The organism is Streptomyces sp. NPDC033131, from assembly GCF_055578365.1.
In genome coordinates this window covers 161,345-183,947 of the sequence record NZ_JBVIPA010000009.1, presented here as the reverse complement: position 1 = coordinate 183,947, position 22,603 = coordinate 161,345, and the positions used below count along the sequence as shown (strand labels likewise).

At 72.3% G+C, this 22,603-nt stretch carries 21 protein-coding genes and 1 pseudogene; 15 read left to right on the top strand and 7 right to left on the bottom strand.

The features are described 5' to 3' along the window. Positions 1–40 precede the first annotated feature (40 nt). Both ACZ5XS_RS14660 and ACZ5XS_RS14655 read left to right on the top strand, forming a co-directional pair. Positions 41–1,288, top strand: coding sequence for an aminotransferase class I/II-fold pyridoxal phosphate-dependent enzyme (locus tag ACZ5XS_RS14660; protein WP_468651174.1), 1,248 nt, complete (start codon positions 41–43; stop codon positions 1,286–1,288). Next, a complete protein-coding gene (locus tag ACZ5XS_RS14655; RefSeq protein ID WP_468651172.1) occupies positions 1,285–2,346 on the top strand; it encodes an MBL fold metallo-hydrolase in 1,062 nt (353 codons plus the stop codon). The genes ACZ5XS_RS14660 and ACZ5XS_RS14655 overlap by 4 nt, the downstream gene beginning before the upstream one ends. Positions 2,347–2,727: 381 nt before the next feature. Here the strand turns inward: ACZ5XS_RS14655 and ACZ5XS_RS14650 are convergent, their stop codons facing one another. After that, positions 2,728–3,357 carry a DedA family protein gene (locus ACZ5XS_RS14650; protein ID WP_468651171.1) on the bottom strand — a complete coding sequence of 210 codons (630 nt, stop codon included), beginning with the start codon at positions 3,355–3,357 and terminating at the stop codon, positions 2,728–2,730. Then, on the bottom strand, positions 3,354–4,127 hold the full coding sequence (locus tag ACZ5XS_RS14645) for an MBL fold metallo-hydrolase (protein WP_468651169.1): 774 nt from the start codon (positions 4,125–4,127) through the stop codon (positions 3,354–3,356). The genes ACZ5XS_RS14650 and ACZ5XS_RS14645 overlap by 4 nt, the downstream gene beginning before the upstream one ends. An 83-nt stretch (positions 4,128–4,210) precedes the next feature. Here ACZ5XS_RS14645 and ACZ5XS_RS14640 point away from each other — a divergent pair, with 83 nt between their 5' ends. The 8 genes from ACZ5XS_RS14640 to dnaK all read left to right on the top strand — a co-directional run bounded on the left by ACZ5XS_RS14640 (position 4,211) and on the right by dnaK (position 14,618). Continuing rightward, positions 4,211–4,642, top strand: coding sequence for a hypothetical protein (locus tag ACZ5XS_RS14640; protein WP_217239106.1), 432 nt, complete (start codon positions 4,211–4,213; stop codon positions 4,640–4,642). Positions 4,643–4,739: 97 nt separating this feature from the next. Continuing rightward, positions 4,740–6,842, top strand: coding sequence for a phage holin family protein (locus ACZ5XS_RS14635; RefSeq protein ID WP_468651167.1), 2,103 nt, complete (start codon positions 4,740–4,742; stop codon positions 6,840–6,842). Between the two features lie 135 nt (positions 6,843–6,977). Then, complete coding sequence (locus ACZ5XS_RS14630; protein ID WP_468651165.1) at positions 6,978–8,039, top strand: ATP-binding protein; 1,062 nt, start codon at positions 6,978–6,980, stop codon at positions 8,037–8,039. After that, positions 8,036–9,835 (top strand): vWA domain-containing protein, encoded by a 1,800-nt coding sequence (locus ACZ5XS_RS14625; protein WP_468651163.1) that lies wholly within the window; start codon positions 8,036–8,038, stop codon positions 9,833–9,835. The genes ACZ5XS_RS14630 and ACZ5XS_RS14625 overlap by 4 nt, the downstream gene beginning before the upstream one ends. A 61-nt stretch (positions 9,836–9,896) precedes the next feature. Next, positions 9,897–10,325: an OsmC family protein gene (locus tag ACZ5XS_RS14620; protein ID WP_217239109.1), complete on the top strand. Its 429-nt coding sequence runs from the start codon at positions 9,897–9,899 to the stop codon at positions 10,323–10,325. 118 nt (positions 10,326–10,443) lie between these two features. Continuing rightward, on the top strand, positions 10,444–11,853 hold the full coding sequence (locus tag ACZ5XS_RS14615; protein WP_468651161.1) for a hypothetical protein: 1,410 nt from the start codon (positions 10,444–10,446) through the stop codon (positions 11,851–11,853). A 33-nt stretch (positions 11,854–11,886) separates the two neighbouring features. Further along, complete coding sequence (locus ACZ5XS_RS14610) at positions 11,887–12,645, top strand: glycerophosphodiester phosphodiesterase family protein (RefSeq protein WP_468651159.1); 759 nt, start codon at positions 11,887–11,889, stop codon at positions 12,643–12,645. Between the two features lie 92 nt (positions 12,646–12,737). Further along, entirely contained in the window at positions 12,738–14,618 is a 1,881-nt protein-coding gene (dnaK, locus tag ACZ5XS_RS14605; protein ID WP_468651157.1) for a molecular chaperone DnaK, read from the top strand. Positions 14,619–14,809: 191 nt separating this feature from the next. On the opposite strand, the pseudogene ACZ5XS_RS14600 reads toward dnaK, so the two are convergent. Both ACZ5XS_RS14600 and ACZ5XS_RS14595 read right to left on the bottom strand, forming a co-directional pair. Continuing rightward, positions 14,810–15,619 (bottom strand): annotated as a pseudogene (locus ACZ5XS_RS14600) (SAM-dependent methyltransferase); the annotation flags it as partial. A 104-nt stretch (positions 15,620–15,723) separates the two neighbouring features. After that, a complete protein-coding gene (locus ACZ5XS_RS14595; RefSeq protein WP_468651156.1) occupies positions 15,724–16,587 on the bottom strand; it encodes a helix-turn-helix domain-containing protein in 864 nt (287 codons plus the stop codon). A 424-nt stretch (positions 16,588–17,011) separates the two neighbouring features. Here ACZ5XS_RS14595 and ACZ5XS_RS14590 point away from each other — a divergent pair, with 424 nt between their 5' ends. After that, positions 17,012–17,437, top strand: coding sequence for a hypothetical protein (locus ACZ5XS_RS14590; RefSeq protein WP_468651154.1), 426 nt, complete (start codon positions 17,012–17,014; stop codon positions 17,435–17,437). Here the strand turns inward: ACZ5XS_RS14590 and ACZ5XS_RS14585 are convergent. Continuing rightward, positions 17,419–18,258, bottom strand: coding sequence for a helix-turn-helix domain-containing protein (locus ACZ5XS_RS14585; RefSeq protein ID WP_468651152.1), 840 nt, complete (start codon positions 18,256–18,258; stop codon positions 17,419–17,421). The two genes, ACZ5XS_RS14590 and ACZ5XS_RS14585, sit on opposite strands and share 19 nt — an antisense overlap. Before the next feature lie 158 nt (positions 18,259–18,416). Between ACZ5XS_RS14585 and ACZ5XS_RS14580 the strand changes: the two genes are divergently transcribed. The 3 genes from ACZ5XS_RS14580 (at position 18,417) to ACZ5XS_RS14570 (ending at position 20,647) form a co-directional block, all read left to right on the top strand. Next, on the top strand, positions 18,417–19,505 hold the full coding sequence (locus tag ACZ5XS_RS14580; RefSeq protein WP_468651151.1) for an ADP-ribosylglycohydrolase family protein: 1,089 nt from the start codon (positions 18,417–18,419) through the stop codon (positions 19,503–19,505). A gap of 87 nt (positions 19,506–19,592) precedes the next feature. Next, positions 19,593–19,898 carry a 4a-hydroxytetrahydrobiopterin dehydratase gene (locus ACZ5XS_RS14575; RefSeq protein WP_468651149.1) on the top strand — a complete coding sequence of 102 codons (306 nt, stop codon included), beginning with the start codon at positions 19,593–19,595 and terminating at the stop codon, positions 19,896–19,898. A gap of 5 nt (positions 19,899–19,903) precedes the next feature. Continuing rightward, positions 19,904–20,647, top strand: coding sequence for a class I SAM-dependent methyltransferase (locus ACZ5XS_RS14570; RefSeq protein ID WP_468651147.1), 744 nt, complete (start codon positions 19,904–19,906; stop codon positions 20,645–20,647). On the opposite strand, the gene ACZ5XS_RS14565 is transcribed toward ACZ5XS_RS14570, so the two are convergent. Beyond that, entirely contained in the window at positions 20,616–21,092 is a 477-nt protein-coding gene (locus ACZ5XS_RS14565) for a hypothetical protein (protein ID WP_468651145.1), read from the bottom strand. The genes ACZ5XS_RS14570 and ACZ5XS_RS14565 overlap by 32 nt on opposite strands. Then, positions 21,092–21,568 carry a hypothetical protein gene (locus ACZ5XS_RS14560; RefSeq protein ID WP_468651143.1) on the bottom strand — a complete coding sequence of 159 codons (477 nt, stop codon included), beginning with the start codon at positions 21,566–21,568 and terminating at the stop codon, positions 21,092–21,094. The genes ACZ5XS_RS14565 and ACZ5XS_RS14560 overlap by 1 nt, the downstream gene beginning before the upstream one ends. Before the next feature lie 39 nt (positions 21,569–21,607). Here ACZ5XS_RS14560 and ACZ5XS_RS14555 point away from each other — a divergent pair, with 39 nt between their 5' ends. Continuing rightward, complete coding sequence (locus tag ACZ5XS_RS14555) at positions 21,608–22,564, top strand: helix-turn-helix transcriptional regulator (RefSeq protein WP_468651142.1); 957 nt, start codon at positions 21,608–21,610, stop codon at positions 22,562–22,564. Positions 22,565–22,603 lie beyond the last annotated feature (39 nt).

Genomic DNA, 22,603 nt, shown 5'->3' with positions numbered 1-22,603 from the left:
ACCACTGCACAAGAGAAAAGCCCCCACCCCGGAGGTACGCATGGAGCGGACGGACCCGGAAGGCCACGGCCCCGTCCGGTTCGGGCCGCCGCTTCCCGAGGACGGGCTGCCCGTGCTGCCCGAGCTGTCCGCCGTACTGGCCGCGGCCGCGGGCCGCGCCGGCAGCGAACCGGTCGGCGGCGGAAGGGCCCTCCTGGAGGCGGCGTGCGGCTACTGGGACCGGCGCGGTCTGCCCACCGAACCCGGCCGCGTGGTCGCCGCCCCCGGTTCCCCGTCCCTGCTCCTCGCGCTGACCGCCGCCCTCGGCGGCGACGTCCTCGTGCCGCGGCCCTGCGCCGCCTGGTGGGCGCCGTACGCACGCCTGCTGGGCAGACCCGCCTTCCATGTCGCGACACCGGCGGAGTGCGGCGGGATCCCGGACTCGTACGCCCTCCTGGAGACCGTCCGCCGGGTCCGTGAGGAGGGCGGGGATCCGCGGCTGCTCGTGCTGTCCGTCGCCGACGACCCGACCGCCACCGTGGCCCCGCCCGAACTGCTGCACGAGGCGCTGGAGGCCGCCGTGGGGGAGGGGCTGCACCTGGTCAGCGACGAGACCTGGCGCGACACCCTGCACGTCCCGCACGACACCGTCCTGGTCAGCCCGGCCGAGATGCTGCCCGGGAAGGTCACCGTCGTCACCGACCTGGCCGGCGCCCTGCTGCCCACCGGCTGGCCGGCCGCCGTCGCCCGCTTCCCCGGGGGCGAGGCCGGCGACGCCCTCCGCGCGCGCGTCCTCGACGTGCTCACCGCGCTCGGCGCCCGTGTCGCCGGCCCGGTCGCCGCCGCCGCCACGTACGCCCTGACGGAACCCGAGCCGGTGACCGCCCGCGTCGAAGCCGCCGTACGCCTGCACGCGCGCGTGGCCGCCGCCGCGCACACGGCCGTCGTCACGGCGGGCGCCCTGGCCCTGCCTCCGCAGTCCGGCCGGCACCTCTACGTCGACCTCGATCCGCTGCGGACCGCGCTCAGTGGGCACGGGGTCGGCGACGCCCAGGAACTGGAGGACTTCCTCACCGCCCGGCTCGGCATGCCCGCGCCCGGCGGCCACCGCTTCGGCGACGACCTCGGGGCGCTGCGCGTGCGGCTGTCCACGGGTTCGCTGCTGGGCGGCACGGACGAGGAGAACGCGCACTGCCTCGGTTCACCCTCGCCGTTGGAACTGCCACACGCGCAACGCGCGTTGACCCTCCTGGAATCGGTCTTCGACGATCTCCGCGACGACGCTCAGCGATGGGAGCCTCCTCGATGACGCAGCAGTCCGAGTCGACCACGAGCACGCCCGGCCCCGGCACCCACGCTCAGCCGGCCCCGTCCTCCCGCACGCCTCCCTCTCCCTTCACGCCCCTCACAGCCCCGAGGCCGCTCGGCGAACGCCGGGTGTGGCCGCGTTCCTTCCACGACCGGCTGACCTCCCCGCTGCCCGACCTGAAGTCCATGGCCCGCTTCGCCCGCGAGGGTTCCATCCGCCCCGGCCGCGAAGGCCTCGCGGACATCCCGCGCCTGCCCTTCGAACCGGCCCCGCTGCCCCGCGTCGACGCGCGCACGGTCGCCGTCTCCTGGGCGGGTCACGCCAGTTGGGTCGTGCGGATCGGCGGGCTGACCGTCCTCACCGACCCGGTCTGGTCCCGCCGCATCCTCGGCACCCCCGCCCGCATCACCCCCGTCGGTATCGCCTGGAGCGACCTGCCGCGCATCGACGCCGTCGTCATCAGCCACAACCACTACGACCACCTGGACGCCCCCACGCTGCGCCGACTCCCGCGCGAGACCCCGGTGTTCGCGCCGGCCGGGCTCGCCCGCTGGTTCCACCGCCGCCGCTTCACCAACGTCACGGAGCTGGACTGGTGGGAGGCGGCCGAACTGGACGGCGTCCGCTTCGACTTCGTGCCCGCCCACCACTGGTCCAAGCGCTCCCTCACCGACACCTGCCGCACCCTGTGGGGCGGCTGGGTGCTCACCGATCCCGACGGACAGCGCGTCTACTTCGCGGGCGACACGGGATACGGCCACTGGTTCTCCCGCATCGGACAGCGCTACCCCGGCATCGACCTCGCCCTGCTGCCCATCGGCGCCTACGACCCCCGCTGGTGGCTCAGCGACGTCCATTGCGACCCGGAGGAGGCGGTGCGCGCCGCGCGGGACCTCGGGGCACGCCGCATGGCCCCCATGCACTGGGCGACGTTCGTCCTGTCCGCGGAGCCCGTGCTGGAGCCGCTCACCCGGGTCCGGGCGGCCTGGGAGCAGGCGGGCCTGGACCGCGAGAACCTGTGGGACCTGCCGGTGGGAGGCTCCCGGATCCTCGACTAGGGCCTGTGCAGGGGGCGTCCCGCTCTCCCGGGAACGTCCGGGAGGGAAAGCCGTGCCTCAAACCTCAATGAGATCCGGCAACGATGTCATCCGGCTCGACCGCATTCTTGCGGCGCCGAACATGTCGTGAGAACTCCACCGCGCCGGTTACCGCGAACGCGAGGCCGACGCCGACGCCGACGCCGACGCCGACGGCGACGGCGACGGCAAGGAGCGTGTTCTCCTGGAAGAAGACGCCACCGAGGTATCCCCACAGTGCGGAGATGGCGTCCCACCGGAATGAATCGCGTGGAGACGAACGAGCGGGCCACCTGGCTGTGGCGGGCGTAGCCCGTTGACGCCCGGCCGGTACCCGGCCGGTACCCGGCCGGGCGAGCCGTGTCAGCCTTGCTCGGCGGGCCGGCGGACCCGCTTCCACACACTCGGCGCCACGCTGATCACCACGGTCAGCGCGACCGCCGCGAGCACGCCCTGCCAGGGCTCGCTGAACAGCGATCCCCCCAGGATCCCGATCAGCTGGTACGTCACCGCCCAGGCCAGGCAGGCCGGCAGGTTGCCGCGGGCGAAGCGGCGCATCGGCCACTCGGCCATCAGACAGGCCAGCATGACCGGTATCCGGCCGGCCGGCACCAGCCGTGACAGCACCAGGACCGCCACGCCATGACCGGCCAGTTTCCCCTGCGCCTGCGTGAGCCGGTCCTCGGGCGCACGCGAGCGGATCGCCTCCAGCCAGCGCGAGCCGTTCTTCGACCCCATGCCGCGCCGCCCCAGCCAGTACAGGGTCATGTCACCGAGGAACGCGGCCGCCGAGGCCGTCACGAAGACCAGCGCCAGCGCGAACGGCGCCGTCTGGTGAAAGGCCACCACGGCCGCCGAACTCACCAGCGCCCCCGTCGGCACCACCGGCACCAGCGCCCCGAGCAGCACCAGCACGAACAGCGTCGGATACCCGATCGCATGCTGCGTGGACTCCGGTGTCACCCCGGTCGAGACGGCCGCCAGCCATGTCACCGCGCGACCTCCAGCCGCACGCTCTCCCCGTGCCCGAGCCGGTGCACCGACACCCCCGGCGCCCGCTCGGCCGCGAGGCGCACGAACTCGTCACCCGGCGTGTGGAACTCGTGCGGGCGCACCGCGTCCAACCCGATCGGCCAGTACGTGCCGTAGTGCACGGGCACCGCACTGCGCGGCGCCAGCCGGGCCAGCGCCTCCGCGGCCCGCCCCGCGTCCAGGTGTCCCTCGCCGAGGTACGGGCCCCAGCCGCCCACCGGCAGCAACGCCACGTCGACCGGGCCGACCTCCTTCGCCATCTCGTCGAACAGGCCGGTGTCCCCGGCGAAGTAGGTACGGCCCTCGCCCTCCACGACGAAGCCGAGCGCGGGGGAGTGGTGCGGCCCGAGCGGCAGCCGTCTGCCGTCGTGCCGGGCCGGCACGACCCGGACCAGCAGATCACCGATCCTCGTCTCGTCCCCGGGCGCGACCTCGCTCACCCTCAGATGCGCGAGCCGGCGCAGCCCCGGCACCGACCGTGGTGCGCCCCGGGGCACGAGCAGGCGCGTGCCCGGAGCCAGCCGCGCCAGCGAGGGCACGTGCAGGTGGTCGGCGTGCAGATGGGACACCAGCGCGACGTCCGCGCGCCGGGCACCGGGCGGCGGCAACGCTCCGCGACGGCGCCGCAGATGAGCCAGGCGGCGGGCGAACAGAGGGTCGGTGAGCACACGTACGTCCGAATCGGTGACCGTGCAGGTGGCGTGACCCCACCAGGTGATCTCCACCGGCACCTCTTTGCCTCCTTCGCGCGACTCCCCGAAGCCTACGGGCAGGAGTAGGGTCGGCGGCGAAACCCGGAGGTGAGGGGGGCTCCATGGGAGAGGTTCGCGGTGCCTCGGGCACGCGCCCGCCGTTGCGTGTCACGGCGATCGCCAGCCTGACGCCCCTGGAGGCGCTCGACGACGACCCCTTCCTGGTGGACTCCCGCAGCCAGCACGCGATGTGCGCCCGCTGGGCCGTCGAGCGCGGCTACGTCGTCACCCGGGAACTCCTGGTGTGCGGGCTTCGGCCCGACCACGGCGTCCTGTGGGAGGGCGTCCGGCCCGGCCGCGACGTCTTCGTCGCCCCGAGCCTGCGCGTCCTGCGAAGCGCCCTGTCATCGGTCGACGAGTTCACCGCCGAGTGCGCACGCCGCGGGGTACGGGTCGAGACGGTCGGACGCGCCGAACCGTCGTACGACGCCCAGATGAAGGCCCGGGTGCACCGGAGACTGTCCATGCCGACCGCCGGGTACGACGGGCGCTAGGCCCGCCGGCAGCGGCCTGCCCGGACGGACCCGTATGACAGGCTTGCCCCAGGCCCGCACCGAGGACGGGCCGGGCCGGACGTGAGGTGTGCTGGGCGTGCGTGGAGGGCGTTGGCGGCGGGTCGCCAGTCAGGTCGGGCGGAGCGTCGCCGTATGGGCCGTCTCCACCCTCACGATGCTCGTCCTGGCAGGCATCCTGCCGGACTTCCGGCTCCAGTCCCCCGACGGCGACAGCGCCACCCGGATCGCCGTCACCGCCGCGTTCGGGGCGGGCGCCTTCGGTCTGCTGTCGGCCCTGGTCTGGCCCCTTCTGGTACGCCTGCTGCTGCTCGTGCCCGCGCTCGTGCTCGGGCTGCTGGTCTTCTTCCTCAACGGCGCGCTGCTGCTGCTCGCCCTGCGCCTGAACCCGGCCGAGCAGGGGGACGCCGCCCCGGAGACCGCGGTCGTCGTCGCCGCCGTGATGTCCGCCGTCGCCTCCGCCACCGGCGCCACGCTCGCCGTGCGCGACGACGACGCCTACCGGCGCCGCCTGTACCGCCTCGCCGACCGCCGCCGCAGAGGCGGCGCCCCGGCCTGCCCCGCCGGCCCCGGCACCGTCTTCATACAGCTCGACGGCGTCGGCCACGACATCCTGCTCGACGCCGTCCGCCAGAGCCTGATGCCCACCGTCGCCCGCTGGCTCTCCGCCGACGACAGCGCCGGCCCCGGCGGCGGCCGGCGCCGGCCCACCCACCGGCTCACCCCATGGCGCACCGACTGGTCCAGCCAGACCGGCGCCAGCCAGCTCGGCATCCTGCACGGCAGCAACCACGACGTGCCCGCCTTCCGCTGGTACGAGAAGGACCGCGGCGAGGTCATGGTCTGCAACCGCCCCACCAGCGCCGCCGAACTCCAGCGCCGCGCCGTCGAGGCCACCGGCGACGGCGGACTGCTCGGCGCCGACGGCGCCAGCCGCGGCAACCTCTTCTCCGGCGGCGCCGACGAACAGGCCCTCGTGCTGTCCATCGCGACCCGCCGCCGCAGCCGCGAGAACCGCTCCCGGGCGGGCTACTTCGCCTACTTCTCCGACCCGGCCAACGCCGTGCGCACCGCCATGTCCTTCGTCGCCGAGGCCGGCCGCGAGATCGGCCAGTCCACCCGGGCCCGCACCCGCAAGGTCCGCCCACGCGTGGGACGCGGCGGCCTCTACCCCTTCATCCGTGCCTTCGCGACCGTCGTCGAACGCGACGTCGTCGTCGCCGCGGTGACCGGCGACATGCTCGCCGGCCGCACCGCCGTCTACGCCGACCTCGTCGCCTACGACGAAGTGGCCCACCACTCCGGGCCGACGAGCCGCGACGCCCTCAAGGTCCTCGAACGCCTCGACCGCTCCCTCGCCCTGATCGAGAACGTCACCGAGCACGCCCCGCGCCCGTACCGCATCGTCGTCCTGTCCGACCACGGCCAGAGCCCCGGCGAAACCTTCCGCACCCGCTACGGCCTCACCCTCGGCGACCTGGTCCGGGCCGGCTGCGGGCTGCCCGTGCCCCGCAGGGCCCGGCGCACCCACAGCGGCGCCGAGGCCCGCGCGGCCGTACGGACCGCACTGCACCGGCCCGTCGAGGAGGGCGGCGAACAGTACCGCCCCTCCGGCCCCCGCTCGGAGCCCATCGTGCTGGCCTCCGGAAACCTCGGCCTGATCTCCTTCCCGGACGTACCGCACCGGATGAGCAAGGAGGAGATCGACGCCCGCCACCCCGCCCTGCTGACGACCCTCGCCAACCACCCCGGCATCGGCTTCCTGCTGGTGCGCAGCGAGGAACACGGCGGCGTCGTCCTCGGCCCGTTCGGCACCGAGATCCCCCTGGACGAACTCGACGACAACCCCGGCCCGCTCGCCGACTTCGGACCCGGCGCCGCCGACGCCGTCCGCCGCACCCACTCCTTCCCGCACACCGCCGACATCATGGTCAACTCCTGGTACGACCCCGCCGACGGCGAAGTCCTCGCCTTCGAGGAACAGATCGGCTCGCACGGCGGCCTCGGCGGCGCCCAGACCAAGGCCTTCCTGCTGTCACCGCTCGCCCTGTCCGCACCCGCCGAGGACGGCACGCACCTCGCCGGAGCCGAACACATCCACCGTGTGCTGCGCCGCTGGCTGCGCGAGACGGACGGCCCGCAAGTACCGCTGGCGGCGCGCGAGGACCGACGCGCCGCCTGACCTGCCACTCCCGCCGCTCCATTCCACGGCGGCCCCCGGAAAATGGGCTGCGCCCGCCGGCCACCGCACCCACACTGTTCGTACCGGACGCCGCACACCGGCGCGCCCTTCTCGAACATCCCCAGGAGCCGCTCCTTGCAGCCAGCCGTCACCGTCACGCCCTCCCGCCTCCCCGAGCTGCTGCTCGGCCTGGCCACCGTGCGGCCGGTGTTCGTCTGGGGCGCGCCCGGCATCGGAAAGTCCTCCCTGGTACGGGACTTCGCCGACTCACTGGGCCTGGAGTGCGTGAGCCTGCTCGGCACCCAGCTCGCACCCGAGGACCTCATCGGCGTCCCCCAGATCCGCGACGGCCGCTCGGTGTTCTGCCCGCCCGAGACCATCGCCCGCGACCAGCCGTACTGCCTGTTCCTGGACGAGCTGAACGCGGCCACCCCGGACGTGCAGAAGGCGTTCTACTCGCTGATCCTGGACCGCCGTATCGGCACCTACGAACTCCCCCACGGCTCCATCGTCATCGGCGCCGGCAACCGCGCCACCGACAACGCCCTCGCCCGCCCGATCGCCTCCGCCCTCGTCAACCGCCTCACCCACGTCCACCTGGAGGCGTCCCCCAGGGACTGGCTGGCCTGGGCCGCGGGCAACGGCATCCACCCCTGGATCGTCGACCACCTCACCGACCGGCCCGACCACCTGTGGTCCAAGCCGCCGAAGACCGAGGAACCCTTCTCCACGCCCCGCTCCTGGCACATGCTCTCCGACGCCCTGCACTCCTTCGGCCAGGGCCTCGACGAGGACACCCTGAAGGTGCTGGCCCACGGCACGCTGACCCCCGCGCACGCGACCGCGTTCTGCGGCTACGTCAAGATCGTGCGCAGCCGGTTCGGCATCGAGGCGATCCTCAAGGGCGACGCCCGCTGGCCGAACCGCATCGAGGACCGCGACCTGCTCTACTACCTCGCCGAGTCCTTCCGCGGCCGCCTGATCAAGGAACTCCCGGCCGGCAAGGAGCACATGTCGGCGAACGGGCGGCAGACCGCCCACCGCGCCAAGTCACTGCTCGTACAGCTCGCGGAGATCTCCGTGGAGGTCGCCCAGAGCGTCATCGCCTCCGATCCCGACGGCAACCCCCTGCTGCCCGCCTGGTTCCTCATCGAGGCGGCCCGTGACATGCCCCGGCTGGTGGAGGCACGCCGGTGAGCCGAGGCGGCAAGCGGGACCGGCCCAAGAAGGACCCGGCCGCCGAGGCGTGCGAGGAGGGCCTGCGCCTGGTGCGGTCGAACCCCGCGCTGGCCGCGATCGACGCCACGACGTGCCGCGACAAGGACTGCGAACTGGCCCCCCGGGACGGCCTCGCCCGCGTCACCTCCAACGGCCGCGTGCATCTGCACCCCACCCGCCTCGCGGAACCCGAGGACTGGGCCTGGGCCATCGCCCACGCCCTGATCCACCTCGGCTTCGGCCACGTCCCCGCCGCGCACGGCGAGCGCGTCCAGCCCGACCGCCACGACCTCGCCGCCCGCTGCACGGTCGTCAACCGCTTCCTGCTGACCTGTCCCGTCGGCCGGGCGCCGGACCATCTGCCGCCGTCCTACCCCGGCGGTGACGAGGAACAACTGGCCGCCGGCTGGCGCCGAGCGGGCATCCCGGACGCGTACGAGCACTGCGGTACGGCGGGCGGAGAGGCCGACCAGCTCCTCCTGCCCTGGAGCAAGTGGGACCCGCACGTGCCGGACTGGCAGGCGGCGTTCGCGACCGCCCTCACCCGCAGCATGTCCACCGCCCTCGACCTGGCGGGCGGCCGCCGCGACGCCATGACGGGCGGCCCCACCCGGCTGCGCCCCTGGGAACGGGCCCTGAGCTGGTTCGTGTCCTCCTATCCGCTGCTGGGCGGCGTCGCGGCCGGCATCCGACTCGTCGCCGACGCCGAACTCGCCCGCGCCCACGGCATCTCCGTCGCCGCGGTGAACGCCGAGGCGGGCGAGATCTACCTCAACCCCCTGCGCGAACTCGACGACGAGGAATGGCGGTTCGTCCTCGCGCACGAGATGCTGCACGCGGCGCTGCGGCACGGCGACCGCTGCGGCACCCGCGACCCTTACCTCTTCAACGTCGCCTGCGACTACGTCATCAACGGCTGGCTGACCGAGATGCAGGTCGGCACCATGCCGGCGGGCCTGCTGCACGACCCGGAACTGACCGGCCTGTCCGCGGAGGAGGCCTACGACCGCATCGCCGTCGACCTGCGGCGGACGCGCCGCCTGTCCACCCTGCGAGGCAAGGGCCGCGGCGACATCCTGGGCGGCCCGATCCGCCCGCCCGGCGCCCCGGTCGACCTCGACGAGTTCTACCGGCGCGGCCTCGCCCACGGCCTCGACCTGCACCAAGGGCAGGACCGCGGTTTCCTGCCCGGCGGCCTGGTCGAGGAGATCCGCGCGCTCAGCCACCCCCCGCTGCCCTGGGACGCCCGACTCGCCCGCTGGTTCGACGAGTTCGTACCCCGTCCGGAGCCCGTGCGGTCGTTCGCGCGCCCCTCCCGCCGCCAGGCGGCCACCCCCGACATCCCGCGCGCGGGACGCTACCTCCCGCCCGAGGAGATCGCCCGCTGCACGTTCGGCGTCGTCCTCGACACCTCCGGCTCCATGGACCGGACCCTGCTCGGCAAGGCGCTGGGCGCGATCGCCTCGTACGCCGAGGCCCGCGACGTACCGGCCGCCCGGGTCGTGTTCTGCGACGCCGCCCCGCACGACGCCGGCTATCTGCCCGTCACGGACATCGCGGGCCGGGTACGGGTGCACGGCCGCGGCGGCACCGTGCTGCAACCCGGCATCGACCTGCTGCACCGCGCGGACGACTTCCCGCCCGCCGCACCGATCATGGTGATCACCGACGGCTGGTGCGACGTCCTGCGGGTGCGCCGCGAGCACGCCTACCTCATCCCGCAGGGGGCGCGGCTCCCGTTCAGCGCCCGTGGACCGGTCTTCCGCGTGAGCTGAGCCGGAGTGTGATCGTATGGAGTCCGCAACCCGGTTCCGGGACCATAGGAAAGGAATGACCGTGGCTACCACGCGCTCCGCACACACCGTCTGGGAAGGCAACCTGCTCGAGGGCAACGGAGTCGTCACCTTCGACTCCTCGGGCGCCATCGACCAGCAGCCGGTGACGTGGGCTGCCCGCACGCAGGAGGCGAACGGCAAGACCAGCCCCGAGGAGCTGATCGCGGCCGCCCACTCCAGCTGCTTCTCCATGGCGTTCTCGCACGCCCTGGCCGGGGCGGGCACCCCGCCCACCAAGCTCGTCACCTCCGCCGACGTCACCTTCCAGCCGGGAGAGGGCATCACCGGCATCCACCTCACCGTCGAGGGCACCGTGCCGGGCCTGGACGAGGACGGCTTCGTCGCCGCGGCCGAGGACGCCAAGGTGAACTGCCCCGTCAGCCAGGCCCTGAAGGCCGTACCGATCACCCTGTCCGCGAAGCTCGCCTGACCGGACCGGCACACCACGACCGTCGCGCGGGCGGCGGCCCCACCCGGGGCGGCCCGCGCGACGGTCGGTTCGCACCCCGGGGCGGGGGTGTCAAGATGACGGTGTCGAAAGGGACGTGATGGGGCCGGGAACATCCAGCGGGTCGACGGCACTCGACTCCGCCACACGTCAACTCACCCGCGCGGTACTGCTGTTCAGCCTGGCCGGCCGGATACGCCCGGGCGACTCCCCGCCGGGCGGCGCCCTCGTCGACCGCTACGACTTCGGCCGCTTCGAACCGCACCTGAGGTCCAGCGAGAAGGTGCTCCCCGTACCCGTCCTGGCCGTCCCCGCCGCCCCGGACGACCTCCACCTGCCGCACGGCAGCCACGGCCTGCCCCTCGCCACCGCCGAGATCATGGTCGTCGCCACCCCACGCGGCGACGTGACCCTGCTCCTGGACTGCGGCTTCGCCGCCGACACCGAGCCCGCCGCGCTCGCCGCCTGGCTCGCGGACACCTGCTTCCACCGCGAACACATCCGCCTGGGCGGCAGACCGCTGCTGGACGTGCTGAACGAGCGGCTCGCCCTGCCGGCACCGCTCGCCCACGGCCAGAACGTGCACCAACTCGTCTTCCCCGGCGGACGGTTACTGCACGACCTGCTCGCCGACGGCGACAGCGGCAGCGACCGCGGGGACCCTGCCCGCCGGCCGGCCCTGCTCAACGAGATCGTCTACCGCGGCCGGATGCCGGCGACCCACACCCCCGACCCCGACGCCACCACGCCGCCCAACCTGCGCCACCACGGCGTCACCCTCTCCTCCCACGGCCGCGGGGTCTCCGTCCAGGCCGGCTGGGCCCCGCACGTGGAGAACGGCCTGACCCTGGTCGCGCTCGGCATGATCTCCGCGCTCGCCGTCCTCCAACGCACCCGCCTCGCCGCCTTCGAGACGATGCGGGCCAACGAACGGGCCCTGACGGACTCGCCGTACGAGGTCCGCTCCCTCATCTCCCGCCTCTCCGCCGGCGTCAACGAACTGCAACTGGACCTGGCCTTCGGCGTCGAGGCCTACGTCGACAGCCTGCTGATCCCCGAAATGCTCATGGAGAGCTTCCAGTCCTCGCTGCGCGACGCCCTCGGCATCCGCGACAGCCTCGACAACTCGGCCCGCATGGTCGAGCGCCTCACCTCCGTGATCAGCGCCCGCTCCGCCGCCCTGGACGCCGAACTCGCCGAACGCGACGACCGCCGCGACCGCACCGTCTCCGGCCTCGCCGCCGCGGCCACCCTCATCGCGCTGCCGCCGACCCTGCTGCTCACGTTCTTCGGGATCAACGGCACGAACGTCGACGCCGGCCGCTCCATCCTCGACCTGCGCGAGTACGGCACGGCGTACGCGCTCGCCTGGCTTCCCTTCGTGGTCCTCGTCCTGATCGGCTACGTCCTGCTCAGGCGGGTCAGCCGACGCTCCGGCACCCTCCTGTCACCGCCCGACGGCCGGCCGCCCGCCCCGGTGCCCCCGCCCCGGTCCGCCTCCGGGAGCTGACTCGACCATGCGCCTGCCGAAGGTGACCTGACCATGCCGCCACGACCCGCCGTATCGGCCCACCGGGGAGGATCCGAACGCGCCGCCGCCGCCACCTGGGCGGCCTACGAGGACGCCATCGCGTCCGGCGCGGAGTACGTCGAGTTCGACATCCGGCGTACCGCCGACAACGTCTTCGTCGTCTACCACGACCCCCGGGTCGCGCACACCGGCCCGCTGCTGTCCCGGATCACGCACGCCGAGCTGAGCGAGCGCGCCGGCTACGCCGTGCCGGCCGTCGACGACGTCATGGCCCTGATCGCCGGGAAGCTCGTGGGGCACCTGGACCTGAAGGAAGTGGGCCACGAGCGCGAACTGATCGACCGGGCCATCGCCCTGCTCGGCATGGACGGCTTCGTCGCCACGACCCTGGAAGACGCCTCGGTCGCCGCCATCAGGCGGGCGTTCCCCGCCGTACGCACCGCCCTGTCCCTGGGCCGCGACCGCAGGGACACCGGCCCGGTCCGGCTGCCCGGGACCCGGCTGAGCGAGCTGCTGCCCATGCGGCGGGTCCGCGCCTGCGGTGCGACCGGGGTAGCCGTGCACCAGGGTCTGGCACGCGCGAACGTCCTGCGCCAGGCGGCCCGGCACGGCCTTTACACCATGGTCTGGACGGTCAACGAGGACGCCCCGATGCGCGCGTTCCTCGCGGACCCGCGCGTGGACGTCCTGGTCACCGACCGGCCCCGGCGGGCGGTCGCCCTGAGGGGCGGAAGACAGGACGAGCGCCGACTGGGGTACCCGTCCGTCTGAGGAGCCCTCCACTCGACCGGACCCGCCCTTGACAAGAACGCACTCAAGTTTTCTGCTGGAGTGCGGGAGGCTCCTGGCGGAAGGGGACAGCGATGGGACGTGCGGTCGGAATCGATCTCGGGACCACGAACTCGGTGGTGGCCGTGCTGGAGGGCGGCGAGTCCACCGTCGTCGCGAACGCGGAGGGGGCCAGGACCACACCGTCGGTCGTGGCCTTCGCCAAGAACGGCGAGGTGCTCGTCGGCGAGGTCGCCAAACGGCAGGCCGTGACGAACGTCGAGCGCACCGCGCGCTCCATGAAGCGCCACATGGGCGACGCGAATTGGCGCTTCCCCGAGCAGGGCGGCATCGACGGCACCCGTTACCGGGCACAGGAACTGTCCGCGCGGGTGCTGCAGAAGCTGAAGCGGGACGCCGAGTCCTACCTCGGCGAGGACGTCACCGACGCGGTGATCACCGTCCCCGCCTACTTCGACGACGCCCAGCGACAGGCCACCAAGGAGGCCGGTGAGATCGCGGGCCTGAAGGTGCTGCGGATCATCAACGAGCCCACGGCCGCCGCCCTCGCCTACGGCCTGGACCGGGGCGAGGAGCAGACCGTCCTGGTCTTCGACCTCGGCGGCGGCACCTTCGACGTGTCGCTGCTGGAGATCGGCGAGGGCGTCATCGAGGTCAAGGCGACGAACGGCGACACCCACCTCGGCGGCGACGACTGGGACCAGCGGGTCGTCGAGTACCTGGTGAAGAAGTTCAAGGGCCAGTACGGCGTCGACCTCGGCAACGACAAAATGGCTTTGCAGCGACTGCGCGAGGGCGCCGAGAAAGCCAAGATCGAACTGTCCAGCTCCTCCGAGACCACGATCAACCTCCCCTACGTCACCGCCTCCGCCGAGGGCCCCCTGCACCTCGACGAGAAACTGACCCGTGCCCAGTTCCAGGAGCTGACCGCCGACCTCCTCGACCGCTGCAAGAACCCCTTCCACCAGGCGGTCAAGGACGCCGGCATCAAGCTCGCCGCGATCGACCACGTCATCCTCGTCGGCGGCTCCACCCGCATGCCCGCGGTCACCGACCTGGTCAAGGAACTCACCGGCAAGGACCCGCACAAGGGCGTCAACCCCGACGAGGTCGTCGCCGTCGGCGCGGCCCTCCAGGCGGGCGTCCTGCGCGGCGACGTCAAGGACGTCCTCCTGCTCGACGTCACCCCGCTGTCCCTCGGCATCGAGACCAAGGGCGGCATCATGACCAAGCTCATCGAACGCAACACGACCATTCCGACGCGGCGTTCGGAGATCTTCACCACCGCCACCGACAACCAGCCCTCGGTCGGCATCCAGGTCTACCAGGGCGAACGCGAGATCGCCGCCTACAACAAGAAGCTGGGCGTCTTCGACCTAACTGGCCTGCCGCCCGCGCCCCGGGGCGTGCCACAGATCGAGGTGGCCTTCGACATCGACGCGAACGGCATCATGCACGTGTCGGCGAAGGACCTCGCCACGGGCCGCGAACAGAAGATGACGGTCACCGGCGGCTCGGCCCTCCCCAAGGACGACATCGACCGCATGATGCGGGACGCCGAACAGTACGCCGAGGAGGACCGCAAACGCCGCGAGGCCGCCGAGACCCGCAATCAGGCCGAACAACTCGTCTACCAGACCGAGAAGTTCGTCCGCGAGAACGGCGACAAGGTCCCCGCGGACACCAGGTCCGAGGTCGAGTCCGCCGTCGCCGAGCTCAAACAGCTCCTGGAACGGAACGCCGAGACGAACGACCTGCGCACAGCCGTCGAGAAACTCGCCTCCGTCAGCCAGAAGATGGGCCAGGCGATGTACGCGCAGGCCGCCGCCCAGCAGACCCCCACCGAGGACACCGGCAGCGGCCGGCACACCGCACCGCAGGACGAGGAGGGCGTGGTGGACGCGGAGATCGTCGACGACGAGCGGGATCGCGACGGGAGGGACGGCAAGGACTAGACGGGCGGTGGGGAGGTCAGGACTTAGGGGTCCTTTCACTATGAGCGTCCGATCAGGTCGCGTGGTCTGGTGCCGTGCATCGCAAGGCGCCGGAGCGGCCTCGATGGGGGAGGAGCCACGTGGGCGTTTCGGCAACGCGGCGAGGTGCGGTGCCAGGCCGCGCGACCCGGACGGGCATAGTGAAAGGACCCCTTACGGCCCACCCCCGCGTACACCGGCACGATGCCCTCCGCCTGCACCGCCACGTCCTCCGGCTCCGGCCGCCACCCGGAGACCGGGATCACGCCGGGGCCGAGAAGTTCCAGGCCGTCGAAGAAGCGCGAGAACTCGGCGAGCGAGCGGGGGTGGAAGGGGGTGCCGCTGCGGCGGAAGTGCTCAGCGGCCTTCCCGATCGCCTCGGGGTTCAGATCAGGAGTGACCTGCGACAGGATCAGCCAGCTGCCAGGAGCGAGGAAATCGACGTAACGCCTCAGCAGACCGTGCACGTCGTCGCCGTCGGCCGCGTCACCGAGGTAGTGCGTCAGGGCCACCAGCGACAGGGCGACGGGCTGCCCGAAGTCCAGGGACTGTGCCGCCAGCCGCAGGATCGTGTCGGGGTCGCGGACGTCCGCGTGGATGTAGTCGGTCGAGCCCTTCGCCGAACCGTGCAACAGGGCCTCCGCGTGCCGGAGCACGATCGGGTCGTTGTCCGCGTACACGACCTTCGACCCCGGCGCGACACCCTGCGCCACCTGATGCAGGTTCGGCTCGGTGGGAATGCCGGTGCCGATGTCCAGGAACTGACGTAATCCCGCCTCGGCGGCCGCCCTGGTCGCCCGCTGCATGAACCGGCGGTTGGCCCGCGCCCCACGCAGCACCGTGCCGTCCACGGCGAGGATGCGCCGGGCCAGCTCCTCGTCCACCGGGTAGTTGTCCTTGCCGCCCAGCCACCAGTCGTACACCCGGGCGGGGTGCGGCCGGCTGGTGTCGATGCGGACGGGCGCGGCGTCGGATCCGGTCATACGGCGTCGTCTCCTCGGGGCTGGGGCTGGGGCTGGGGGTGGGGGTGGGGGTGGGGAGGGCGCGAGGCCGGCGTGGACCTACGGGGCGGACCGTGCGCGGGGCCTCAGAAGTCCTGGCGGCGCTCCCGGAGCAGCTTCTTGGTGCGCTCGGCCGACGCGGCGCGCGCCGACATGTGGTCCAGGACCTCCAGATGCGTCGCGACCTCCTTGCGGGAGTCGAGATACAGGGCGCCGGTCAGGTACTCGGTGAAGACCATGTCGGGCAGCTCCGGCTCGCCGAAGCGGAACAACGAGAACGGCGCGTAGGTCCCCGGATGCGGGCCCTCCTCGAACTCCGCGACCTGCAGCGTGACCCGGTCGCGCTCGGCGAACTCCAGGAGCCTGTCCAACTGGTCGCGCATGACCTCGCCGTGGATGCTCACCGGCCGCCGCAGTACCGTCTCGTCCATGATCACCCACAGGTGGGGCGGGTTCGGGCGCTCCAACAGCCGCTGCCGCTCCATGCGCAGGGACACATGCCGCTCGGTCGTCTCCGGCCTCGTCTGCCCTATCGTCCCGGCCTCCAGCACCGCACGCGCGTACGCCTCGGTCTGCAGCAGACCCGGCACGAAGTGCGGTTCGTAGGAGCGGATGATCCCGGCGGAGCCCTCCAGACTCACGTACAGGCTGAACCAGTCCGGCAGCACGTCGTGGAACCGCTGCCACCAGCCCGGCCGGTTCGCCTCCTCGGCCAGATCTATGAAGGAGGCCGTCTCGTCGTCGCCGACACCGTACGTCTCCAACAACACCTGGACATACGGTATTTTCAGCGCGACCTCGGCCATTTCCATCCGCCGTACGGTCGCCGGGGCCACCCGCAGTATCTGCGCGGCCTCCTCGCGTTTGAGGCCGGCCGTCTCCCGCAGTTCCTGCAGGCGTCTGCCGAGCACCACCTGACCCACGGTGGGCGCAGGACGCCGCTCACTCACGCCACGCCTCCCCTACGCGTCGAAGCTTGCGTGCAGTGTGCCATGTTCGATGGCTGTCTCATCAGTCCCAGGAGGCCCCGCGACAAAGCCTCTGCGGGCGGGGGAGATGCGTTTCCTGGCGGGCGGCCGGGATTACCCCTGAGGTAATCGACCGGGCTGCCGGTAGGACGGGATGGTGGTGGCAACGGGTTCCGGGCCGGCGCACTCCGGCCCGGGATCCGGGATCCGGGATCCGGGATCCGGGATCCGGGATCCGGCATCCGGGATGCAACGCGTATGCGGTGTCCGGGATCCGGAAGCCAGACGGATGCTCTCGGCACTCGGCACTCGGCACTCGGTATTCGGTATCGGGATCCGGCAGCCGGTGCGCATCCGGCATTCAGGATCCCGCTCCTCAACTCGACCTCGACGAAGGGTGATCGCCATGTCCGCGACCCAGCTCGCCGCACTCGCCCGTAGCTCCGACCCGCACACCATGCTGCGTCGCTTCCTCGTCCTGGACGCCGTGGTGACCGGGGCGAACGGCCTCGCCTACCTGGCAGCCTCCGGCCCGCTGGGGCGGCTGCTCGGAACGGACTCGGGGCTGCTCCTGGCGCTCGGTGTCTTCCTCACCGCGTACGCGGTGGCCGTCGGCCTCGTCGCGGCCCGCGCCCACCCGGCCGCCCTGCCCGTCAGGGCCGTGATCGAGGCCAACCTCGCCTGGTCGGCGCTGAGTCTCCTCGCCCTGGGTCTGTGGCTGTCACCGACCACGGCCGGCACCGTGTGGACGGTGCTCCAGGCCCTCACCGTCGCCGGGTTCGCGCTGCTGCAGTACACCGCCCTGAGGCACCGTCAGGACATGAGTGAGTGAAGGTACTTGACCGTCGCCGGATCGGCCGGGAGCAGCGTCTCGATGGCCAGCTCGGCGACGGTCACGTCCATGGGGGTGTTGAAGGTGGAGATGGACGAGATGAACGACAGCGTCCGTCCCTCGTGCTCGATCTGCATCGGCAGTGCGAAGTAGGCGAAGGGCTCGACCGGTTGGTCGTCCCGCCCTTCGGCCGCAGCCTCCGGCACGGGGTACGCGGCGACCTCTTCGTACAGCGCCCGCAGCGGCTCGGAGCGGTGCAGGGCGATCTGGCGGCCCATCTGGGCCAGCAGATGCCCTCGCCACTCACGGAGGTTGCGGATGCGTGGCGCCAGGCCCTGTGGATGCAGGGTCAGCCGCATGGCGTTGAGCGGTGGCGCGAGCAGGGACTCCGGGATGCCGTCGAGCAGCATCAGGATGCCCCGGTTCGCCGCGACGACGTTGTACATCGCGTCGACCACGAGGGCCGGATACGGCTCGTAACCCTGGATCAGCCGTTCCATGCCCTCGCGCAGGGCATCCAGGGCCGGGTCGTCCAGCGGGGTTTCGGGGTAGTGCGGAGCGTAACCGGCCGCCAGCAGCAGCGCGTTGCGCTCGCGGACGGGGATGTCGAGGTGTTCGGCCAGCCGCAGCACCATGTCCTCGCTCGGCCGGGAGCGGCCCGTCTCGATGAAACTGATGTGCCGGGCCGAGGAGTCGGCGCGCAACGCCAGCTCCAGCTGGCTGACCCGCCGTTGCTCCCGCCAGGCCCGCAACAGCGGGCCCACCCCCTTGTCGGCGGGGGTACCGGCGGACGCGGCGGAACCGGACGCGAGAATGGTCATACGGACGACCGTAACCGAGGAACGGCCACGGTCGACGGGCGGTCGCAACCGGGATGGCGGCGACCGTCGGCGAACGACCCTGGTCGAACGACGCTGGTCGAAGGACGGGCGACTGTGGACAGTGGACAGTCGCCCGTGGTGAGTGGAGGAATGGGCGCATGAGCCGGCCGCAGAAGCAGACACTGGAAACCGCCGCGGTCTACCGCGCCAGAGTGCGCGGCTGCCTCCTGGGAGGGGCCGTAGGCGACGCCCTCGGCTACCCCGTCGAGTTCTCCTCCCTGGACCGTATCCGCGCGTCCCACGGCGAGCGCGGGGTGACCGGCTTCGTGCCCGGCGCGCACGGTGTGGTCGGCCGCATCAGCGACGACACACAGATGACGCTGTTCACCGTCGAGGCCATCGTCCAGGCCCACGCGCGGGAACGGGAGAAGGGCATCGGCGGCGGGTGGGCGCTGCTGCTGCGCCGGGCGTACGAGCGGTGGCTGGAGACCCAGACGAAGCCGGGTCCGGAGCAGGCCGCACCACCCCCGGGCGGTGCTCCCGCCGGTGGTCTGATCACCGAGGCCTGGCTGTACTCCCGCCGTGCCCCCGGCAACGCCTGTCTGTCCGGGGTCGCCCAGATGTACGCCCCCGACCCGTGGCTCGAACTCGACGGCAAGCCGGGTCAGGTCAACTCCGGCTCCAAGGGCTGCGGCGCGGTGATGCGCTCGGCCCCCTTCGGTCTCGTCAACCGCGCCGACGCGGCCTTCGCCATGGCCGCCCGCGGCGCCCAGATCACCCACGGCCACCCCACCGGCTACTACGCGGCGGGCGCGTTCGCCGCGATCGTGGCCCACATCGTCGACGGGGACTCTCTCGAAGGCTCGGTCCTGCGCGCCCTGCGCGAGCTGGAGCGCCACCGGGGTCACGAGGAGACCTCGGCCGCTCTGCGCCGGGCCGTCGACCGGGCGGCGCAGGGCGCGCCGACGGCGGAGAAGGTCGAGTCCCTCGGCGCGGGCTGGGTCGCGGAGGAAGCCCTCGCCATCGGCGTCTACTGCGCCCTCGTCACGACCGACGTGACGGAGGCCCTGCTCCTTTCCGTCAACCACTCCGGCGACAGCGACTCCACCGGCTCCGTCTGCGGCAACCTCCTCGGCGCCCGGCACGGCGACGTCGGACTGCCGCACGCGTGGGTGGAACAGGTCGAGGGCCGTACCCGGATCGCGGCGCTCGCCGACGATCTCGCGGCCGAATCCGGCCGCGGCTGACCAACGGGGACCCTCCTGACCAGGGCCGAAGCGGCCCGGCTGTGGCAGGCTGAAGAAACACCCCCACATCCACGAAGGAGCCAGGTCATGCCCCTCGAACCGCTGTCGCAGAAGGACATCGAGGACCGGCTCACGGAGCTGCCGGGCTGGTCGCTCGACGGCGACCGCCTCGCCCGGTCCTACCGGCTCCGCACGCACTTCGCCGCCACGGCGATGGTCGTCCACATCGCCCAGGTCCAGGAGGAACTCGACCATCACTCGGATCTCACCCTCGGCTACAACACGGTCTCCCTGACGGTGAACACCCACAGCGTGGGCGGGGCCGTGACCGAGCTGGACTTCGAGCTCGCGGCGAAAGTGGAGGCACTCGCTCCCGGTCACGGAGCCCAGTGACGCGGGTGCTGGACTATGACCGGGAATCCGACGCCTACGACGCCACCCGCGGCGGCGAGCCCAGGGCCGCCGCGGCCGCCGACGCCGTCCTCGCCCTGATCCCCGACGGAGCCCGCCGCCTCCTCGACGTCGCCTGCGGCACGGGAATCGTGACCCGTCGCCTGGCGGCGGCCCGGCCCGCCCTGCGGGTGACGGGCGCGGACCTGACGTACGGGATGGCCCGGAGGGCGGACGAACGGCTGCCCGGAGCGATCGTCCTCGCGGACGGCCGCCGGCTGCCGTTCCCCGACGGGGCGTTCGACGCCGTCACCAGTGTGTGGCTGCTTCATCTGCTCGACGGGCCCGGCGACGTCCGGGCCGTCGTCGCCGAGTGCGCCCGTGTGCTGCGGCCGGGCGGCGTGTACGTCACCACCGTCGACAAGGCCGCCGCACACGATGTGGGCAGCGACATCGACGCGGTGCTCGCGCCGCGCCCGCGCCGGCCGGCCCGGGACGCGCCACAAGCCGTTGTGTCGTATGCGGTCGACTGTGGGCTGGATCCGGCAGGGAGGGGCCGTTTCCCCGGCCTCGGCCAGGGCCGCAGCCCGCGCAGTACGGTCGCGGACCTGCGCCGCGGCTGGTTCACGCGGATGCCGCCCGGCCATCCCCTGGTCGACCGGTTCGCCACCCGCCTGGAGACGCTGCCCGACCAGGACCGGCCGCGGCCCGACCCGGTGTTCACGGTGCTGGCGTTCCGGAAGGCCGGCTGAAGTCCATGAACCAGTTGGTCACCCAGGTGTCCCCGTCGTCCACCGAGAAGGCCTGTTCCCAGCGGGCCGTGGTGGCGGAGACCTCCGACCACACGAACCGCACCCGCACGTCCTTTTCTTCGTGGGTGTCGTCCCCGTGGAACTCGCCGCGCCCGCCCTCGAAGCGGCCGATGACCGGCGGGAACAGCTTTCCGCTGCGGCTGGAGGACCAGTTCAGCGACCACCGGCGGGTCTCCGGGTCGAAGAGCCGCAGCGTCAGCCCCTTCCACCCCTGCCCCGGCACGTCCAGTTCGTCGATGTTCGCGGCCCCGTCGAACAGGCTCCAGCAACGGCTGCGGGCCCCGAACTCCTCCCAACCGCTGTCCTGATCGAGGAAGTCGGTACGGCGGCGATGGCGGACCTCCCACTCGCCGTGCAGGAAGTCGAAGTCGTGCGGGCTGCTCATCAGCGGTCTCCTGTGGTTCCGGCGGGCAGGGAATCGGCCAAGTAGGCGTCCAGATCAGGGGCGTCGGGGGCGAGCAGGTGCCGTACCCAGGCGTCGCGTTCGTGCAGGATCGGCGGGAGCTCCCAGACGCAGCCGATCCACGGCCGGTCCGGTGTGACGAAGTGGGTGGGGTCGTCGTCCGGGCAGCCGAGGACGGGCTGGCCAGCCGCGGCGCTCCGGAAGTGCAGGACGTTGTCCCACACCCAGCTGTACGCGTTCAGGTAGGCGCCGTTGTCGCCACCGCGGTGCAGCACCACGAACGTCGCCGGCGGCGTCCCGTCCGGCTCCGGCAACAACTGCGGCAGAATCTCGTACGCCGCCTTCTCCACGTCGGACGCGATGCCCGCCGGGTGCGCGGTGACGTGGTAGCGCTTGATGCGCCGCCCTGCCACCTCGATCGGCGACGGCACGGTCAGCAGTTTCTCCGTGAAAACCATGACGCGACGCTAGGGCGAGTCCACTGACATCCTGTGGCAGTGAAGTCGAGCCGACTGGTGTCCATCCTGCTGCTGCTCCAGACCCGCGGCCGGATGACCGCCGCCCAGCTCGCCGGGGAACTGGAGGTCTCCGTCCGCACGGTATACCGGGACGTCGAAGCGCTCAGTGCCGCCGGTGTCCCGCTGCACGGCGACGCGGGCCACGCCGGCGGCTACCGACTCCTCGACGGCTACCGCACGCGTCTCACCGGCATGACCGCGGGGGAGGCGCAGGCCCTGTTTCTCTCCGCGGTTCCCGGTCCCGCCGCGGACCTCGGTCTCGGGTCCGTCCTGGCAGCCGCGCAGCTCAAGGTGCGCGCCGCCCTGCCGGCGGAACTGCGCGCCCACGCGGACCGGATCAGCGGCCGCTTCCACCTCGACGCGCCGGGATGGTACGCGGACGGGGACGAGACGCCGTACCTGTCCGCGGTCGCCGACGCGGTATGGAACAACCGTATCCTGGATATCGTATACCGTCGCTGGCGTGCGCCCACCGACGTGGAGCGCCGCCTCGAACCCTACGGACTGGTCCTCAAAGCGGGCCGCTGGTACGTCGTCGCCGGCCCCGGACCACGCACCTACCGCGTCGACCAGATCCTCCAACTCACACCCATCAGCGAGCAGTTCACCCTCCCCGACGACTTCGACCTGGCCGCGTACTGGACGGCGTACCAGCGCGACTTCCACGCCCGGCTCCAGCAGGGCGAGGCGGTGGTACGCCTGGCGCCGGGCGTACAACTCGCCGGGCAGACAGTGGCCGCCACACGCACCGACGACGAAGGCTGGACCGTGGCCACCGTCCCCATCGAGTCCCTGGACCACGCCCACGCCGAGTTCCTGCGCCTGGGCACCGGCGTCGAGGTGCTCCAACCCCCCGAGCTGCGCGCGAGAATCGCCCGCACGGCCGCCGAATTGGCCGAAAGGTACGGCAACTCGGGTGTGCCCGGCGGCGACTGAAGAGGAACGGAACCCGCCCGTCCTCTCAGGAGGTTCGCC

Excerpts from the sequence above, each read along its gene's own strand:
- ACZ5XS_RS14590 (WP_468651154.1), top strand. The coding sequence starts at position 17,012 with ATGTCCGCGACCCAGCTCGCCGCACTCGCCCGTAGCTCCGACCCGCAC.
- ACZ5XS_RS14585 (WP_468651152.1), bottom strand. The coding sequence starts at position 18,258 with ATGACCATTCTCGCGTCCGGTTCCGCCGCGTCCGCCGGTACCCCCGCC.
- ACZ5XS_RS14575 (WP_468651149.1), top strand. The coding sequence starts at position 19,593 with ATGCCCCTCGAACCGCTGTCGCAGAAGGACATCGAGGACCGGCTCACG.
- ACZ5XS_RS14615 (WP_468651161.1), top strand. The coding sequence starts at position 10,444 with ATGGGGCCGGGAACATCCAGCGGGTCGACGGCACTCGACTCCGCCACA.
- ACZ5XS_RS14560 (WP_468651143.1), bottom strand. The coding sequence starts at position 21,568 with ATGGTTTTCACGGAGAAACTGCTGACCGTGCCGTCGCCGATCGAGGTG.
- ACZ5XS_RS14565 (WP_468651145.1), bottom strand. The coding sequence starts at position 21,092 with ATGAGCAGCCCGCACGACTTCGACTTCCTGCACGGCGAGTGGGAGGTC.
- dnaK (WP_468651157.1), top strand. The coding sequence starts at position 12,738 with ATGGGACGTGCGGTCGGAATCGATCTCGGGACCACGAACTCGGTGGTG.
- ACZ5XS_RS14610 (WP_468651159.1), top strand. The coding sequence starts at position 11,887 with ATGCCGCCACGACCCGCCGTATCGGCCCACCGGGGAGGATCCGAACGC.
- ACZ5XS_RS14580 (WP_468651151.1), top strand. The coding sequence starts at position 18,417 with ATGAGCCGGCCGCAGAAGCAGACACTGGAAACCGCCGCGGTCTACCGC.
- ACZ5XS_RS14660 (WP_468651174.1), top strand. The coding sequence starts at position 41 with ATGGAGCGGACGGACCCGGAAGGCCACGGCCCCGTCCGGTTCGGGCCG.
- ACZ5XS_RS14640 (WP_217239106.1), top strand. The coding sequence starts at position 4,211 with ATGGGAGAGGTTCGCGGTGCCTCGGGCACGCGCCCGCCGTTGCGTGTC.
- ACZ5XS_RS14655 (WP_468651172.1), top strand. The coding sequence starts at position 1,285 with ATGACGCAGCAGTCCGAGTCGACCACGAGCACGCCCGGCCCCGGCACC.